Raw genomic sequence first — 18,598 nt, 5'->3', positions numbered from 1 at the left:
TTAGTACTTATGACTGGATGTTCAGGAGGTAAAAAAACCTCTGGAGAAAATATAGCTGCAATTCAGGAATACACATCGTAATCAACAATATTCCTACTACCATAGTCCTTATACTATTAACCTATATCATGAAACCTAGCGTATCCACTATGATATTTGCCATGTGCATGACAGGATGGTTAGGCATGGCCAGATTTGTTAGGAATCAAATAGTCATCATAAGGGACAGGGAATACAATTTAGCCTCCAGATGTTTAGGAACCCCTACTAGAAGGATCATATTTAGAAATTTACTTCCCTATTTGGTTTCCGTTATAATGTTAAGAATGGCCTTAGCTATTCCAGCTGCCATAGGTTCTGAAGTATTTCTAACTTATATTGGATTAGGTCTTCCTACCAGTATTCCATCCTTAGGAAACCTAATCAATGAAGGTAGACATGTTATGATGGTGCCAGCATTACGCTATCAATTGATATTTCCAGCTATTGTACTTTCTCTTATCACCATATCCTTCTATGTAATAGGTAATGTATTTGCTGATGCAGCGGATCCAAGAAATCATGTCTAGGAGGGATATATATGAAAAGAGATAAGGTCATACTATCCGTAAAAAATTTAGTCATTAAATTTAATTTACGAGGGAATATATTAACTGCCATCAGAGAAGCCTCTTTAGACCTATATGAAGGTGAAAGCCTAGCTATTGTAGGGGAATCTGGGGCTGGTAAATCCGTCCTTGTTAAAAGCTTCATGGGATTACTAGATACCAATGGTTGGATTGATTCTGGAAGCATAATATATAAAGGAGAGGATCTTGCTACCTATGAGGTAGAAGATGATTGGATAAACCTTCGAGGTAAAGAATTTGCTATGGTATTTCAAGAGCCTATGACCTCCTTAAACCCATTAAAGACCATAGGGAGTCAAGTGGAAGAAGCGGTAATACTCCATCAAGGTTTAAAGGGAGATAAGGCAAAAGAAGTCACTCTTCAAATGCTAGAAGATGTAGGCATACCAGAGGCTGAAAAACGGTACTACCAATATCCCCATGAATTTTCAGGAGGCATGAGACAAAGGGTAGTAATAGCTATCGCCATTGCCTGTAAGCCTAAGATACTCATCTGTGATGAACCTACTACTGCTTTAGATGTTACTATTCAGGCTCAAATATTAAATCTATTGAAAGAATTACAGAAAAAGTACAATCTAACCACCATATACATCACTCATGATTTGGGGGTGGTAGCCAATATTGCAGATAGAATTGCAGTAATGTATGCAGGAGATATCATAGAAATTGGGACTTCTGAAGAAGTGTTTTACAATCCTCAACATCCCTACACATGGGCATTGCTTTCTTCTTTGCCTCAACTAGGGGTTAAAGGTGAACTATTGTATGCCATAAAGGGTACACCGCCAAATCTGTTTAATGAAATCAAAGGTGATGCCTTTGCTCCACGTAATAAAAAGGCATTGAAAATAGATTTTATTAAAAGACCTCCCTATTTTCAAGTAAGCCCTACCCACAAAGCTAAAACTTGGCTATTAGATCCTAGGGCACCAAAGGTAGATCCCCCTGATTTTATAGCTAATTTACGTCGACAATGGAGGGAGGGTGGAGATGAAGGACTTTAGAAAGGAAATTCTATTAGAAGTAAAAAACTTACGGGTGGAATTTGGCAAGAAAAGAAAGGACAAATTTGTTGCTGTAGACGGTGTATCTTTCCATATATACAAAGGAGAAACCTTTGGATTAGTAGGGGAATCAGGATCAGGCAAAACTACTATTGGTAGAGCTATTGCCCGTATAAACGAAACTGCTAGTGGCGAAATTTTCTATAAAGGACAGAAGATAAATGGAAAGATTAGCAAGGAACTAGACAAACAATTGACTAGAAAAATTCAGATGATATTTCAAGATCCTATGGCCTCATTAAACGAAAGAGCTAAGGTAGACTATATTGTATCTGAAGGATTATACAATATAAAAAACTACAAAAATGAAGAAGAAAGGAAGTCCAAAGTAGAAAAAGCCCTATTGGATGTAGGGTTGTTACCAGAATTTGTTTCCCGCTTCCCCCACGAATTCTCTGGAGGTCAGAGGCAAAGAATAGGCATTGCTAGGGCCTTGGTAATGGAACCGGAGTTTATCATCGCTGATGAGCCTATTTCTGCCTTAGACGTATCCATACGGGCCCAAGTGTTAAACCTGCTATCGGAGCTTCAAAAGGAAAAGAATCTAACCTATTTGTTTATCGCCCATGACCTATCGGTAGTGAGATTTATTACCGATAGACTGGCAGTAATCCATAAGGGCAAAATAGTAGAATTAGCTGAAACGGACAAACTATTTGAAAATCCATTGCACCCCTATACTAGAGCCCTACTATCAGCTATCCCTATACCCGATCCTATTAAAGAAAAGAAAAAAACTCTGGAAGTATATGATCCAAACTGTCATAATTATAGGAAGGATCCAGCAAAGTGGATAGAAATAGAGCCAGGGCACTTTGTATTGGCCAATGAGGAGGAAATGGAAGAATATATGAATAGATTAGCAGGGGGGAGTTGTAATAAATATTTTAAACCAAGAACATCAGGATTATAGGAAGGGTTAAAAGAAATAGCTAATGTATTTAAAATTTAAACAGGGTGATCTTAATTGACCCCTGTTTTTTTATTTGGTATGAATGTTGAAACAAAGGACAAACTATATTAAAATTGGATTAATGATGGAAAGGAAAGAGGGTCTATGAACAATAAATTTTACATATTAATAATACTAGGTTTGATGCTAGTTCTATCTAGTTGTACAAAATCTCAGGAGGAAATCATAGATAACAACTCTAATCAAGTTGACGATGAGCTAGGAGAAGAAACTGAAGATATAGACGAGATAGTAGAGTTAATAAACTCTATGACCTTAGATGAAAAAATTGGTCAATTGTTGATAATTGGGTTTAATGGCACATCAATAGATGAACGGGTAGAGACTATGATAAAAAAATATCATATAGGAGGATTTATACTATTTAGGGAGAATATATCTAGCGTTGAACAGACAACTGAATTATTGAATACCCTAAAGGATACCAACAAAACCAATCCTATACCCTTGTTTTTATCCATAGATGAAGAAGGAGGGAGAGTCCGTAGACTACCCTATCCATTTTTAAAATTACCAACGGCGAAGAAAATAGGGGATATAAATGATAAAAATATTTCTTTCCAATATGGTAAAATATTAGGTAGAAGGATTAAATCCATAGGTTTCAATATGAACTTTGCGCCAGTGATGGATGTAAACTCCAATCCTCAAAATCCAGTAATAGGAGATAGAGCCTTTGGGGCCACCGTTGATATAGTAAGTAATACTGGAATCCAAGTGATGAATGGTATTAACTCCGAAAACATAATACCCATCATAAAGCATTTTCCAGGCCATGGAGATACATCTGCAGATTCCCATATCAATATACCTATAGTAGATAAAGGGTTAACACAGATAGAACATTTGGAATTAATTCCTTTTACCAGGGGAATAGAAGCAGGAGTAGATGGGGTAATGATAGGCCATATAATGTTTCCCCAAATAGATGATACCTACCCTGCAACCTTATCTAAAAAGATAATAACCGATATATTAAGGGAAAAACTATTTTTTGATGGTGTGGTCATCTCAGACGATATGACCATGGGGGCTATAGCCAAGAACTATGAAATAGAAGATGCAGCTGTAAGCTATTTAAAAGCCGGTGGGGATATCCTACTTATATGTCATGGACATGATGAACCAATTAAGGTAATCCAAAGGATCAAAGAGGAAGTAGAAAGGGGAAATATTAGAGAAGAAGCATTAGACGAAAAGCTATATAGGATCTTGAAACTTAAGGATAAATATAATATTTCTGACGAAATCGTAGATTCGGAAGATATACAATCCATAAACCATGATACACAGTTGTTATTAGATAAGATAAAAGAATTTAAATAAAATAGGTCCAATTAATATTATTGATAGAAGGGAGATATTCATATGAAAAAAGCAATAGGCATAGATCTAGGTGGTACTAGCATATATGGTGGTATTATTGATGAAAAGGGTGAGATATTGAAAAGAGCTTCTAGGGATTCCCAGGCTCATCAAGGAAGACAAGTGGTATTAAATAGGATATCGGAAGTCATAGAAGAGCTAATGAAAGGCGAAAAAGTAGATGCCATTGGTTTAGGTTCTCCAGGCTTTATAGATGTAAGGGAAGGCAAGGTTCTATCTATAGGAGGCAATATAGAAGGCTGGGCTTATACCAAGATAAGAGAAGAACTGTCTAAGGAATTTAAAGATATACCTATTTTTGTAGAAAATGATGCCAATGTAGCTGCCATATGTGAAGAATGGCTAGGAGCAGCTAAAGGTTTACATAGCTTCGTGATGTTAACCTTAGGCACAGGTGTAGGAGGTGGCATATACTCCCAAAAAGCAGGCATATGGTATGGTAAAAACTATCAAGGGGCAGAACTGGGCCATGTAATTCTATATCCTAATGGCAGACAGTGTAATTGCGGTCAAAAAGGCTGTGTAGAGCAATACGTCTCCGGCAATGCCATTGAAAAAACCTATTATGATATGACCGGCAAAAGACTAAAGGGTAAGGAAATATTTAAAAATTCTCAAGAGGATGAAAAGGCAAAAGAAGCTGTAGAAAAGTATATCAAGGATTTAGGCATGTATCTAATAAGCATTAAAAATATATTTGATCCAGAAGGAATAATCCTCGGCGGAGGTGTCATAAATTCTAGGGAATACTGGTGGGATGAAATGCTAGAATACTACAATAAAAATTGTAATAATCCAGATGGAACGGTGATTCTACCGGCTAAATATCTCAACGATTCTGGGATGATAGGAGCGGCTAAAGTAGCCTTTGATAATATATAGGAGTGAACACTATGGATAGAATAGTTTATTTAGGACCTTATAACAATTTAAAACAAGATGAATTGTACCATAAAGCTTTAGATTATTTAGAGAAGAATAAGGGACAAAAATTCTATTATATACTACCTAATGGCAATCTATTGACTAAATATAGAAAAGATATGATAGAACAGGTGGGACAAACCTTTGATATCAATTTATTTACCTTTGATGATATAGTGGACAGGCTGCTAAAGAGGGATTTCTATACCCATATAGATGGAGAGACAAAAGAAATTCTTCTATCTAATATATTAAAGGAGTTAAGGGAAGAGGATAGGCTCATATACTACAAAAACATATTCGATAAAAAGGGATTTGTTAAGATCCTCTCCAATATAATAGGAGAAATAAAGAGATCCTTAATCACTCCAGAAACATATCTATCCAGATGTCCTAAATCCCCCTTCTATAGGGAAATAGGTCTGGTCTACAAAGTATATGAACAAAGGCTAAAAGACCATGGATTGATAGATCGGGAAGAGAGTTTTTTTAAAAGCCTAGAATTACTAAAGGAAGATAATAGCTTTTTTGATGGATTGGATTTTATAGTAATCGATCAGTTTTTCGATTTTAGGCCTCAAGAGTTGGAGCTGTTAAAGGAAATAGCTAATACCTCTATTCCCATATACATCAATATGCCCTTCAATAGGGATGAAAACTTTCAAACCCTAGAGAAAACCTTAAATATATTGGATGAGTTAGGATTTAAAATCCAATTGGTTCATGGGGAAGAATTATCTTTGTATGAACAGATGGCAAACCAAGCTTTTAGCAAAAGGAATAGAGGGATTAAATTTGAGGAGGATGTCCATATAATAAGAGCTGCCAATAGCTATTTAGAGATGAAAAGGATAGCTGAGGAGATAAAAAAACACTATGTTGAAGGAGTAGAGTTAAAGGATATAGGTATTATACTGGCGGACTCCCAAGGCTACAAGAATACCATGTTTCAAGTATTCCAAGAGGAAAAAATCCCCTGTACTCTAAACAGGGACATGAATTTGATGGAAATTCCCCTTATAAAGGAACTGCTTTATGTGTTGAAATTAAAGGATAATCCCAAGGATATACAAAATATTATCAACCGAATAAAGAGCAATTATATAAGTATTTGTGATGATGAGGAACGAGAAGCCATCGAATATATATTGAGAAAAACCTCCTTTAATACTTTAGATGATATTAAAGAGAGCCCTCAGTTGATGGCATCCTTCTATGGTTCTACCATAGAGGAGATAGTAGATTGTATAGAAGAAGAAGGAAGACTAGTTCCTGAGAAAGCTAGTTTGGGAGAATATATAGCAGTGGTACAAAACCTAGTAACCAGCAGTAATATAGAAGAGAGCATATTAAATATATATAATCAAACAAGGGATTATGAGCTGCTCCACAGGGACTTTGCTGCCCTTAACAAACTAATACAGCTGTTAAATAGTCTAGAGGGTATAACCCAAATATTACCCTACGAAATTTCCCTCGAACAGTTCATAGAACTTATGGAGAGTTATTTAGAAGAGGAAAGTATAACGGATATTCAGGGCAACAGTGAAGGAGTAAAAATATTAACTCCTGTTACTGCCAGGGGACAGAAATTTCAAGTATTGTTTATAGTAGGTTTATCCCAAGGAAAGTATCCCAATCTTCAGGACGAAAACTTCTTCTTTAAAGAAGAAAACTACAGGGATCTAAAATCCATAGGATTAGATGTAAAAAACTACTATGAAAAATTGGACAAGGAATCACTAGTATTTACCACAGCCCTTGCCAGCTGTAATCATAACTTATATCTATCCTATTCGGAAAACTCTGTAGGAGATGAAAAGGATATCCCCTCCATGTTTTTAGATGAGATGCTAGGCCTAATAGATGATGAAAGGATAATATGGATAGATGTAGATATGGATTATCTATTGAAGACTAATCCTATTCAACTGACTACAAAGGAGGATATACTAAAATACCTACTACATAGTTACTACGAAGGGGAATACGACGAAGATTTGATATACATGTTCAATCAGATAGATGAAAAGTTCCTTAAAGAGATAAATAAAAAGATATTATGTGAACTAGAAAGGGATAAGGAAGAATTTAACCAATATAGTGGAAACATAGGCAGCAAACCTATTTTGAAGGATATAGAAAATATCCATAAGGATAAAGTGTATTCCATCAGTTATTTAGAGAACTATGGTAAATGTCCTTATATGTTTTTATTAAACAATATACTAGTAGTAGAAGAGATGGAAAGGGAACTTTTGGATTTTTCTCCCTTAGATAGAGGGATAGTTACTCATCAGGTATTGAAGGAATACTACTATCATCATAAAGATAAAATAGAAGGTCACATATTTGGGGAGAGAGAGTTTTTTGTAGAAGACACTTATGATTATATATTTGATAAGATAGAGGAAAACATGAAGGCCATAGGAATTGAAACAAAAACTAAGCTTTGGAAAATAAGAATTGAAAACAATGCCCATAGGATAGTGAATTTGATAAAGGCGGATATAGACCGATTGTCTAAATACAAGAAGAAGATCTTACCTATGGATTTTGAAGTGGATTTTGGAAGGAATAAAAGTTTTAGCATATATGCAGAGGATATGGAAATATTTCTTACTGGCAAAATAGATAGAATAGATAAGTATGTAGGCGAAGACAAATACGTAATAATCGATTATAAGAATACGGACTATGGTCTTAAAGATATAGATCATATGATATCAGGCTTGTCCCTACAGCTACCAGTATATATAATGTCCCAAGAAGGAAAAGATGTTGTAGCAGCTATGTATGGCATAATTTCCAAAGGAGAATTCCAATTGAAAATTGGCAATGTAGAAGAAAAGCATCTGGTAAGCAAAAGTAATAAAGGGGCAATAACGAGGGAGGAGCTAGAGGCATTATTGGAGGAGACCAAACAATCCATAGGGCGTTATATAGATGCCATCCATAGCGGGGATTTCTCCGTAAATCCTATGGAATGTTCCCCTTATTGTATATATAGGGACATATGTAGATATAAAGAGTCCTTGGAGGTGTAATCGTGAAAAATACTCGTGCTCAAGATCTAGCTATACAAACTATAGATAAAAATGTATCCGTCAATGCAGGGGCTGGTACAGGCAAAACCAAAGTGTTGACGGAAAGATATATTTATATATTGGAAAATGGAAAACTAGAAAGGGGAAAAGAAATAGAATCCATAGTAGCCATAACCTTCACCAAAAAAGCCACTCAGGAGATGAAGGAGAGAATTAGACAGGAGATAAAGAGTAGAATCCCTCAAGATGAAAAGTGGAGAAGATATTATAATGATATGGAAAAAGCCAATATATCTACTATCCATAGCTTTTGTGGAAGTATTTTAAGGGACAATGCTTTAGAACTAGGCATTGACCCTATGTTTACTGTTTTGGACGATGAAGAGGGTGACCAACTACTAGAGGAGGTCATATTAAGATTATTGCTAAAACATATCGAGGAAGATGAAAATATATATAATCTAGTTAGATTATTTGATAAGGACGATTTGAATAAAATAGTAATAGAAATAAAAAGCCTATATTACAATATACGGACCGTTGGTTATTCCTTCCAACAGGTGAAGGCTATGACCCTTAACACCATTGACAGTCTCAAAATAGATTTAGATAATATATCCTATATCAAAGATAATTTCATATACCTAATGGGGGTCTCTAGAAAGAACTCCAAGATATATAAACTCCAAGAAGATGATATATGGATTAAATTTTATAATGATCAATATAAAGAAGATGAGTTATTGCCTATATTAGAGTATCTATATGACAATATAGGCACCAATACTAAGGAAAAGGATAGGATAGAAGAGTTAAAAGCTACTATAGACCAAATGCTCATGGTAAGGGAAGTAAAATACAGGTGGGCCTACGAAGGGTTGATGGATCTATCCATACGAATAGATGAGGAATACACTAGTAGAAAAGAGGAATTAGCAGCTCTAGACTATGACGATTTGCAGATATTAACCTTAAAACTTTTAGAGAATGAATCCATAAGGAGAGAATACCAAGACAAGTTTAGATACATAATGGTAGATGAATTTCAAGATACTAACGAGCTACAAAAGAATATATTTTATAGACTCTGCTCTAAAGATAGCTTGTTGGATCGTTCTAATCTATTTATAGTAGGGGATCCTAAACAATCCATCTATGGTTTCAGAGGAGCAGACCTAGAGGTGTTCTACGATGTAATGGAGGACATAGAAAAAGTATCCAATCAAAAACCTATTACCTTGGATAAAAACTTCAGAACCTTAGATACCATTTTGAATATGGTAAACTCCTTATTTGAAAAAATAATGGGAAATAGATATGATGCCTTAACCCATCATCATGTGTCGGGAAACAAAATCGATGTGGAAATATTAGAAAAAGAGAACTTGGAAACTCCACCTAATATCACCGATAGCCAATACAACACCTATTATGAAAGTAGATTGATAGCTGGTAGAATAAAGGAATTGGTGGAAGAAAAAAAGTTCAAATATGGAGATTTTGCCTTATTATTTAGGGCTTCAACAGTAGATCATATATATGAAGAAGCATTAAGGGAATATGGAATACCCTATTATAATATTGGAGGCAAGGGCTTCTATCAAAGCCAAGAGATAATAGATATATTAAATGGATTAAAAGCCATATCTAATCGATATGATACCATAGCTATTTTAGGTTTTTTGAGAAGTCCTATGGTTGGCCTTTCCGATAGTACTTTGTATTGGCTATTGAGATATAGGGAACATAGTTTGTTAGACACTTTCACTAAGGATATCCCCTATATAGAAGATGATGAAAAGGCAAAGATAATAGTTGTAAAAGGGCTATTGGATAGACTTATGATGAAAAAAGATCTATATGGAGTCCAGCCTCTACTAAAGGAATTGTTAGATCATACCCACTTTATGGAAACATTGCTATTGCAACAAGGGGGCAAACAAGCTATATCTAATGTATATAAATTTATAGAAATTGCTCGAGAATTTGATAGGGAATATATAGGTTCCTTAGAGGATTTTATAGACTATATAGAGAAATTAAAACATAAGGACGAATCTCAAGCAAGAATAGAGTCGGAAGATGCAGATGTAGTAAAGATGATGACCATACATAAATCCAAGGGATTGGAATTTCCTGTAGTGATACTACCCCAAATGGCCAGAGGCTTTAATTACCAACAACCATCTATTTTGTTCCACAAGGGTCAGGGTATTGGAATAAAATATGGAGTTAAGTCTCCTCTATACGATAGTATAAAGGGAAAGATTAGAGAAAAAGAAGATGAGGAAAACAAACGTATATTATATGTCGCTATGACCAGAGCAGAAAAAAGACTGATAATAGGTAATCAAGGGAAGAATAGAGGTTTTAAAAAGCTCATAAAAGATTTAATAGATGAGGACAAGGTAGAATTCATTGGTGAAACTAACAGCAATAAGGATGCAAATACAACAGTAAAAGCTATAGACAAAAGTTTATTTAATAAAAAACCTTTGGATAACACAAGATTTCCCCTATGGGTAGAGTTACCAGGATATGATCACAAAAACTTTAACAGCTTTAGCATATCCCAGTATTTAGAGTTTAAGCAATGTAGTAGACTGTTTTATATGAAGTATTACAAAAAATTTCCTATAGAGACTCTATATCCGGCAATCTATCACAAAGGGGCTGAAAGGACAAAGGTGGATCCTTCTACTAGAGGGAATATAGTTCATGAGTTTTGCGAACATTATCGTGGTAATATGGACCCTAGTAAACTATTGAAGGATATAGTAGGTTCCTATGGTATACAATATGATATGGAATTGGAAGGACAGTTGATGCCCTATATAGAAAATTATTTAAAACACTATAAAGAGGATTATGATGAAATTTATATAGAAAAAAATTTCTATATAAAAATTGAAGATACCTATATTCATGGTATAATAGATAGAATAAATATAAAAAACCGTAAAGCTGAAATAATAGATTTTAAGACCAATAGAGTAGAAGACAAAGAACAAAAAGAACAATTAATAAAACATTATGAATCACAGATACAGCTATATACTTATGCCTTTCAAAGCATAAGTCGTATGGAGGTGGAAAGAGCCAGTATACTATTTTTAGAAACTGGAGAGCTAGTTGATATAGATATTAGTCAATCTGTACTAGACAATAACTACCAAAACATTGCTAACTTTGTACGCTTTGTAAAGGATAATAATAGGGTGGAGCAATACGATAAGAAATATAATTGTAGTGGAAATTGCATATACAATATATTATGTAATATGGATTAGGGGGAGTAAAATGGGAAACTATTTAGAATGTAGGGATGGAACTAAATTATTTTATTTAAAGGATATACCAAAAAAGCCAGTAGCCAATATACTCATTAATCATGGCTTTGCAGAGCATTGCAGTAGATATGATTATGTAGCTAAAAGATTAAAGGAAGAAAACATAGGGGTATATAGATATGATCTAAGAGGCCACGGAAGAAGCCAATCGAAAAAAGGTCATATAAGAGATTTCATGGATTTTGCTAAGGATGCAGATGAAATGGTTGATCTAATCAAAAAGGAAAACCCGGATACACCCCTATTCATGTTAGGCCATAGTATGGGTGGATTTGTCACCTGCTTATATGGCATTCAATATCCTAATAGACTGGAAGGTCAGATATTTTCTGGAGCAGCCGTTAGAAGAGTACCTCAGGTTGAGGGATTTAAGGGGGATCTATATAGATTTATAAACCTATTTCTTCCAAATATGAAAGTGAAAAACCAGCTATCCAAGGATATATGTAGCGTATCAAAAGTTGTAGAGGAATATGAAAGGGATCCAATGGTATTGACTGAAGCAACCCTAAATTTTTATGTACAATTTTTAGTCAAGGGCACCGATTGGATAGAAAAAAATATTGAAAAATATAGATGTACTTGTTTAATAACCCATGGAGAAAAGGATAAGATAGTACCTAAAGAGACGGCAATCTATCTATATAATAGTATTTCATCTAAAGATAAGGAAATTAAGATATATGATGATCTATATCACGAAATATTAAATGAAAAGGAAAGGGATAAAATCCTATTCGATATGATAAATTGGCTATACAAAAAAGCTGATATTAGTTTCAATAGCTTTTCTATATAGATACTAAAAAGGGATAAGGTTTGGAGGAGATCCAAATGGAAGAATTTACAATACTAGAGCCAGGACAAAGGCTTAGAAATATTAGGAAAAAATTAGGATTAACTCAAGAGGATTTAGTAGGGAAAAATATGTCAAAAAACTACATATCTATGTTTGAAAATGGCAAAAGGCGCATAAGTATTATCAATGCTACCTATCTTGCAGAAGTTCTAAACAATAGAGCCAAGGAAGTGGGAATAGACCTAAATCTGACAGCTTCCTATTTTGTAAAAAACGAGAAGGATATAGCCCGAGAAAAATGCTTAGAATGGTTAAACAATATAAGTAAGCAAAGGGAAAACAATAAAATACAAAACTATAGGGAACTTTATAAGATAATATACTTATCTAACAAATACCAATTAAGAGATATATTAGCCAGGGCATTGGATCAAAAAGGAAAGGTTCTCTATAGGAATGGACTATATAGTTGTGCTATAACCCATTTTTCTTATAGTCTATTGTATTATGGAAAGGAAGAAGATGAGAATAAGATTAAAGAATCCTATATATCTATAGGCAAAGCCTATTTCATGGATGAAAATTATCCAATGTCCATAGTTTATTATAATTTGGCTGGACTAATTGAAAGGGAAGATAGCTTACTTTATTATAAGGCACTATCCCATTATAAATTAGGTCAATTTAATATAGCTAGAAGTATTAGCAATAATATCATGTTTAAAGATGAAAGGGTACTAGAACTAGAAAATCATATAGATAATATTATTTAAATGAGGTGCTAAACTTGTTGGTATTAGGGCTTTTGTTTTTACTATTAGGTTTTATGTTAATATTGGGTCAGAAGTATACAATAAAAAGAGTAGGCAATGAAAGAAATATCGAAAAAATAGAAATAGATAAGACTAGTTACATGAGCAAATACAGGGCGCTATTAGGGGTATTCTCAATCGTATTAGGAACTCTCTGTATAATCAACTATATCATTTATTAAAAGGGTGTCTATATGAAAAGAAATAGCATAATTTTACTATTAGCACTAATATTAATATTTTCATCCTCTAATATTTCTTATGCTAGCCAAGACAAGACCATATTGATCCTGTTAGATGAATTAAGCTTCGAAGATATCGAAAAGCTTTTTGCTGATGATGGTTTTGGCATTGGGTTTATGAATATAAAGACAAGAAAACCCTATGGAGATGAAAGCTTTTATTTCTCCATAGCTACAGGTAGAAAAGTAGGTATAAAGTCCGAGGACTATAGAGGGCTTTATAAGACTACAGATGGGACCATCCATGTGGCAGGTTTTCAGGAAATGTTAAAGAATCTAATGGGTAAGAACAAGAGGATCAAACTAGATATATTAGGAGAAAAACTGAAAGGCAAGGATATTTCATATATAGGGGACAATTCTTCAGCTATAATAGCTGCTGATAAAGATGGAAATATTGAATCTGGGGAAATTGAAATAAACTATGATATTAAATGGTTAGAAGAAAAAACTGACTATCATCTAGCTAAATCTAATGTACTGGTTCTTTCCTATGATGTGGAAGAATCCGATCATAGAATTGAATTATTAAAGAAGTATATAAGACAATACAGAGAACACAATATATTGTTAATCCCAAAAAATGTATCATCGGATATGAAGTATATACTCAATAAAAATTTAGCCCCTGTAATATATGTTGATGGCAACGATAAAGGTCTGATAACCTCATCTTCCACCAAAAGAGAAGGATTCATAACGGTAGAAGACCTGTTTGTTCAATTGCTTCATACAAATGATATGGAAAGCCCTAAATCCATAGGAAACTTCATCCATATAGAGCCAGAGGAAGGTCAGTTTAAATTAGCTCAACAACTATTTAAAAAGACCATAAACTTAATCTGGATTGCCTCTATATTTCACGGGCTGGTATACTTTATGCAAGTCTATTCTGCCTATTATATATATAAAAATAGAAAGGATAAATTCGAAGACTTAAATCTATACAATAGTTTTATTATAGTAAATATATTTATATCCCTATTGATGGGTCTATCCAGTCTTCATATAAATATAGTTCTATACCTATTTATAAACCTATTGGTTACCTATATCATAACGGTATATATGGCAGATAAGGAGATAAACACCATAGGATTATTTGCTACCTTTACCTATGGAATAATACTTTTGGGAATATTTTTCTATCCAGAGCTTATATATAATTCCTATATAGGTTTTAACAATCTATTCTATGGTGCCAGGTATTATGGTTTTAACAATGGGATCATGGGAGTATTATTAGTTAGCTCCATTATTAGCTATTATTTTATTAAAGAATTGATGCCTAATAAGTTTGTAGATTACATGGTTTGCATATTGTTCTTTTTAGTCAATATGGTAGCATTGTCAGCGAATTATGGTGCAAATACTGGAGGTTTTATTACCTCAGTAGCATTGTTTTTGATCATGATATATACAAATCTATTGGAAGAAAATTTGAGTATCTATAATATAATCCTACTAGTTTTTGTAGGAATATTGATATTTGGAATCAATATGTACTTCGACTACCATAGCAATGAAAAAAGTCATGCCATAAACTTTTTGGTAAGGATTAAAACCTTTGGATTTGGTGAATTTCTAGACATGTTTAAGGTCAAGGCTAGGGAACTGTTAAAGTTGACACTATTACCACCCTTTAGTATAGTAATTATCTCCCAGATTATTTCCTTAAAAAGTCTGCTAAAGGGAGATAAATCTAATCTAAATAGGATAGGATATACTATATTGTTAGTTAGTATCATTGGCTTTATAATCAATGATACTGGAATGATAACTTTTATATACATGATCCACTACCTAATATCTCTACTAATATATAATAGAACAACTAAACCCTCCAATTCCTAGAGGGTTTGATTTTTATTAGCTATTATATCTTCTAAGGACATACTGTATAACATTATTAGTCCAATAAAATTAGTCATTATGGCTACTCCAATCAACAATTTATATCCTCCTAAATTATATAGTAGAGGCCCCAGAAGAGAGTATATGGTTACAGCTACAGCGTTTGTAGTGTACAACAAACTCATAAATATACCTCTTTTTTTAGGCTCTAGTTCTGACAGCAGAGTTTGATAAGCAGTCCATCCTGCATCCAATCCCATGGACATAAATATCATAGATCCAATGATTAGATATGGATTATTTAAGAATATTAAAAGGATTAGAGCACAAAAGACAAGGCTATAAGACAATCTAGTCAATCTTTCCTTGCCGATTCTATCGGTAAACATAAAAGCTATAACCACTCCCAACATGGTTCCAATGGCGATTATTGTATAAGCATATCCAATAGTTAGTTGATTAAAACCATAGTTATTGGATAGATATATCCCCAAAAAGGACATCAATAGTAGGGGAGTAGATAAAAATAAAAATGCAATCAATAGACTTTTAAAATTAACAGGTTTTCTTAACATAGATATTAATTCCTTAATTTCCACTTGGACCTTCTTGTTCTTCTTGGTTTCAGGTAATCTTAGCATCAATACTAAAGTCACCATACCTACAATTGCAAGGGGTAGATATACGCTGATTAGACTATCAAACTTAGCAATCAAATTGGTAGCATATAGGGGGCTAAATAGAATAGCAGCACCAAAAGCTACCCTTAATAGTCCTGAAGCTTTTCCCCTGGACTCATAAGGTACAAATTCACTTAAATAGGAAAGACAGCTGCCACTAAGGGAAAAGTATCCTATCCCTATAAACACTCGGCCTATAGCAAATAAAATAGGGTATTTCGAAAATCCACTAATAATAGCCCCACTGACAAAGAATACTAAGGATATAATTATGCTCCTCTTTTTACCATATTTATCTGCAAAAGCCCCCAAAAAAGGTACCAGTAAACCTACAAGGGAAAAACCTATATTAAACAGTAATACCGAACTATCCCTTATATTAAAATATTTAGCTAGATAAGGAGCTAAAGGGGCAATAATATTCATCTCCACAGCTATAATCAGTTGAATAAAAAAAGTAGTAAAAAACATCAAAATCAAATTCATATCTTCCTCCTTAAAATATGTATTAAATACATTATATATTATAATTGCAAAAAAGAAATAAAGATGATATAATATCGTAGGGCGATATATTAGATGGACGAAATTAAAAAATGGAGGCTATACTTATGAATATACAACAAAGATCCGAATCTATTTCCTATTATATTAGGGAGTGCAACAGTATAATTCACCTAAAAGGACATCAAATAGCCCAAGAATACGGTCTGACCTATGATCAATACCACCTATTGGTCCATTTAGACCTTTCAGAACAATCCCCTACTATCAACGACTTATCTGATAAATTCAATAGAGCTCAAAACACCATATCAGAAAAAGTTTCTCGTTTAGAAGAGAAGGGATTAGTGGAGAGAATTGGAGACACAGAGGATAGAAGGATCACTAGGGTTGTGATTACTGTAAAAGGTGAGGATTTAATCCATGCTATTAGGGAGGAACGGAGCAATAGGGCTACTTTCAAAGCTCTAGAGAAGATGGAAGAAGAGGAAATAGATGCTCTATTAAACAATTTAATCATATTATATAATAATCTAAAGGAGGGTGAGCAGATTTGCTAAAAAAATTTATATCCTATTATAAGCCCCACAAAAAGCTATTTTTCATAGATATGTTCTTTGCTTTTTTAATATCCATATTTGACCTGGTGTTCCCTATGGTTTCAAGGAATATAGTCAATGTTATAATTCCTGGAGGAAGAATGGACCTGCTGATTAGATGGACCATTATCATGGCATTTTTGTTTATATTAAGATACATTAGTTACTATATCGTATCCTATTGGGGACATGTTCTAGGAGTTTATATAGAACACGATATGAGAAGAGATTTATTTTCTCATCTACAGACTCTACCCTTCAGTTACTATGACAACACCCAGACAGGCCATATAATGTCTAGATTGGTAAATGATTTGAGGGATATTACGGAGTTAGCCCATCATGGACCGGAGGATTTGTTTATTTCCCTGGTAATGCTAATAGGTTCCTTTATCCTTCTTATGAGGATAGAATGGAGACTTACATTAGTTATATTCTCCTTCATCCCCCTAATGATTTGGTTTGCCATATCCAAAAGAAAAAAGATGGAAGAATCATTTAGACAGGTTAGAAGAAAAATAGCCGATGTAAACGCCCAATTGGAAAATAGTATATCTGGTGTTCGAGTAGCAAAATCTTTTACCAATGAGGACTATGAAATTGAAAAGTTTGATGAAGGAAATAGTCTATTTAAAGATGCAAGGAAACAATCCTACAAAGCCATGGCAGAATTTGTGGCGGGAATAGGCCTTATGACAAACATCTTAAACTTAGTAGTAATCAGCCTAGGTGGATACTTTGTATATAGAGATTTTATAGATCTAGGGGATTTATTGGCCTATACATTATATGTAAACTTCTTCATGCAACCGATTAGAAGGCTAGCAGATTTTATCCAACAATATCAGGATGGAATGACTGGATTTGAAAGGTTTATGGAAGTGATGAACATTGAACCGGATATAGTGGATAAAGAAGATGCTATAGATCTTGTAGATATAGAAGGGCAGATTCAATTCAAAGACGTATCCTTTAGCTATACCAATGGGGAAGATAGGGTTTTATCCAATTTAAATCTAAATATCCAAGCAGGAAAAACCGTAGCCATAGTAGGACCTTCAGGAGCAGGCAAAACAACCCTCTGTCATCTAATCCCTAGATTTTACGATACAAATGAAGGGGAGATATTGATAGATGGGCACGATATCAAGGATATTAAACTAAAATCCCTTAGAGGAAATATAGGACTAGTTCAACAGGATGTATTTTTATTCACTGGAACCATAGCAGACAATATTTCCTATGGAGACCCTACTAAACCAGAAGAAGATGTAGTTGAAGCAGCTAAGAAAGCTCGAATCCATGACTTCATAATGAGTTTACCTAATGGATACGATACCTATATTGGAGAAAAAGGTGTGAAGCTTTCTGGTGGACAAAAGCAGCGAATATCCATAGCAAGATTGTTCCTAAAGGATCCACCAATATTGATATTAGATGAAGCTACCTCAGCTCTAGACAATGCAACAGAAATATTAATACAACAATCTCTAGAAGAACTAGCAAAAGGACGAACCACATTGATAATAGCCCATAGATTATCAACCATTAAAAATGCAGATGAAATACTAGTATTAACCAATGAAGGCATTGAGGAAAGAGGAAGCCATGAGGAATTATTAGAACAAGACAATATATATGCTAAACTATACAAATCCCAGTTCAAAGAACTGGTATCATAAAAAAAGTAGTGTCAAAAACGCCTCCCCATGCATATTATATAGAGAGTATA

14 protein-coding genes are annotated in these 18,598 nt (G+C 33.9%); 13 read left to right on the top strand and 1 reads right to left on the bottom strand.

Annotated features, from left to right (window positions below; genetic code table 11):
- Nucleotides 1-68: 68 nt before the first annotated feature.
- The 11 genes from C3E88_RS00815 (at nucleotide 69) to C3E88_RS00765 (ending at nucleotide 15,083) form a co-directional block, all read left to right on the top strand.
- Nucleotides 69-569, top strand: a complete 501-nt coding sequence (locus C3E88_RS00815; protein ID WP_336513045.1) for an ABC transporter permease — start codon at nucleotides 69-71, stop codon at nucleotides 567-569.
- An 11-nt stretch (nucleotides 570-580) separates the two neighbouring features.
- The gene (locus C3E88_RS00810; protein ID WP_236908153.1) at nucleotides 581-1,636 is read left to right on the top strand and encodes an ABC transporter ATP-binding protein; all 1,056 of its coding nucleotides are present in this window, start codon (nucleotides 581-583) and stop codon (nucleotides 1,634-1,636) included.
- A complete protein-coding gene (locus C3E88_RS00805) occupies nucleotides 1,623-2,609 on the top strand; it encodes an ATP-binding cassette domain-containing protein (RefSeq protein WP_236908152.1) in 987 nt (328 codons plus the stop codon). The genes C3E88_RS00810 and C3E88_RS00805 overlap by 14 nt, the downstream gene beginning before the upstream one ends.
- Before the next feature lie 144 nt (nucleotides 2,610-2,753).
- Complete coding sequence (gene nagZ, locus C3E88_RS00800; RefSeq protein WP_236908151.1) at nucleotides 2,754-3,995, top strand: beta-N-acetylhexosaminidase; 1,242 nt, start codon at nucleotides 2,754-2,756, stop codon at nucleotides 3,993-3,995.
- A 42-nt stretch (nucleotides 3,996-4,037) separates the two neighbouring features.
- A complete protein-coding gene (locus C3E88_RS00795) occupies nucleotides 4,038-4,937 on the top strand; it encodes an ROK family protein (protein ID WP_236908150.1) in 900 nt (299 codons plus the stop codon).
- A gap of 11 nt (nucleotides 4,938-4,948) precedes the next feature.
- Nucleotides 4,949-8,026, top strand: a complete 3,078-nt coding sequence (locus C3E88_RS00790) for a PD-(D/E)XK nuclease family protein (protein ID WP_236908149.1) — start codon at nucleotides 4,949-4,951, stop codon at nucleotides 8,024-8,026.
- A gap of 2 nt (nucleotides 8,027-8,028) precedes the next feature.
- Complete coding sequence (locus C3E88_RS12390; protein ID WP_236908148.1) at nucleotides 8,029-11,316, top strand: UvrD-helicase domain-containing protein; 3,288 nt, start codon at nucleotides 8,029-8,031, stop codon at nucleotides 11,314-11,316.
- 10 nt (nucleotides 11,317-11,326) lie between these two features.
- On the top strand, nucleotides 11,327-12,175 hold the full coding sequence (locus C3E88_RS00780; protein ID WP_236908147.1) for an alpha/beta hydrolase: 849 nt from the start codon (nucleotides 11,327-11,329) through the stop codon (nucleotides 12,173-12,175).
- 35 nt (nucleotides 12,176-12,210) lie between these two features.
- Complete coding sequence (locus tag C3E88_RS00775) at nucleotides 12,211-12,948, top strand: helix-turn-helix domain-containing protein (RefSeq protein WP_236908146.1); 738 nt, start codon at nucleotides 12,211-12,213, stop codon at nucleotides 12,946-12,948.
- A gap of 53 nt (nucleotides 12,949-13,001) precedes the next feature.
- Nucleotides 13,002-13,169 (top strand): hypothetical protein, encoded by a 168-nt coding sequence (locus tag C3E88_RS00770; protein ID WP_236908145.1) that lies wholly within the window; start codon nucleotides 13,002-13,004, stop codon nucleotides 13,167-13,169.
- 12 nt (nucleotides 13,170-13,181) lie between these two features.
- Nucleotides 13,182-15,083, top strand: a complete 1,902-nt coding sequence (locus C3E88_RS00765; RefSeq protein WP_236908144.1) for a hypothetical protein — start codon at nucleotides 13,182-13,184, stop codon at nucleotides 15,081-15,083.
- Here C3E88_RS00765 and C3E88_RS00760 read toward each other — a convergent pair.
- Nucleotides 15,080-16,249, bottom strand: a complete 1,170-nt coding sequence (locus tag C3E88_RS00760) for an MFS transporter (RefSeq protein WP_236908143.1) — start codon at nucleotides 16,247-16,249, stop codon at nucleotides 15,080-15,082. The two genes, C3E88_RS00765 and C3E88_RS00760, sit on opposite strands and share 4 nt — an antisense overlap.
- A gap of 125 nt (nucleotides 16,250-16,374) precedes the next feature.
- Here C3E88_RS00760 and C3E88_RS00755 point away from each other — a divergent pair, with 125 nt between their 5' ends.
- Nucleotides 16,375-16,827 (top strand): MarR family winged helix-turn-helix transcriptional regulator, encoded by a 453-nt coding sequence (locus C3E88_RS00755; RefSeq protein WP_236908142.1) that lies wholly within the window; start codon nucleotides 16,375-16,377, stop codon nucleotides 16,825-16,827.
- Nucleotides 16,821-18,548, top strand: a complete 1,728-nt coding sequence (locus C3E88_RS00750; protein ID WP_236908141.1) for an ABC transporter ATP-binding protein — start codon at nucleotides 16,821-16,823, stop codon at nucleotides 18,546-18,548. The genes C3E88_RS00755 and C3E88_RS00750 overlap by 7 nt, the downstream gene beginning before the upstream one ends.
- Nucleotides 18,549-18,598 lie beyond the last annotated feature (50 nt).

Origin of the sequence: Clostridium sp. Cult3, from assembly GCF_021655115.1 — a bacterium.
In the GTDB taxonomy this organism is placed as follows: domain Bacteria; phylum Bacillota; class Clostridia; order Tissierellales; family Tepidimicrobiaceae; genus PPXY01.
This window is presented reverse-complemented; position numbering and strand designations above follow the sequence as displayed.

Bases quoted from the DNA above. Each gene is read 5' to 3' on its own strand.
- C3E88_RS00760 (WP_236908143.1), bottom strand. From the start codon at position 16,249: ATGAATTTGATTTTGATGTTTTTTACTACTTTTTTTATTCAACTGATT.
- C3E88_RS00755 (WP_236908142.1), top strand. From the start codon at position 16,375: ATGAATATACAACAAAGATCCGAATCTATTTCCTATTATATTAGGGAG.
- C3E88_RS00765 (WP_236908144.1), top strand. From the start codon at position 13,182: ATGAAAAGAAATAGCATAATTTTACTATTAGCACTAATATTAATATTT.
- C3E88_RS00810 (WP_236908153.1), top strand. From the start codon at position 581: ATGAAAAGAGATAAGGTCATACTATCCGTAAAAAATTTAGTCATTAAA.
- C3E88_RS00775 (WP_236908146.1), top strand. From the start codon at position 12,211: ATGGAAGAATTTACAATACTAGAGCCAGGACAAAGGCTTAGAAATATT.
- C3E88_RS00805 (WP_236908152.1), top strand. From the start codon at position 1,623: ATGAAGGACTTTAGAAAGGAAATTCTATTAGAAGTAAAAAACTTACGG.
- C3E88_RS00770 (WP_236908145.1), top strand. From the start codon at position 13,002: ATGTTAATATTGGGTCAGAAGTATACAATAAAAAGAGTAGGCAATGAA.
- nagZ (WP_236908151.1), top strand. From the start codon at position 2,754: ATGAACAATAAATTTTACATATTAATAATACTAGGTTTGATGCTAGTT.
- C3E88_RS00795 (WP_236908150.1), top strand. From the start codon at position 4,038: ATGAAAAAAGCAATAGGCATAGATCTAGGTGGTACTAGCATATATGGT.
- C3E88_RS00780 (WP_236908147.1), top strand. From the start codon at position 11,327: ATGGGAAACTATTTAGAATGTAGGGATGGAACTAAATTATTTTATTTA.
- C3E88_RS00790 (WP_236908149.1), top strand. From the start codon at position 4,949: ATGGATAGAATAGTTTATTTAGGACCTTATAACAATTTAAAACAAGAT.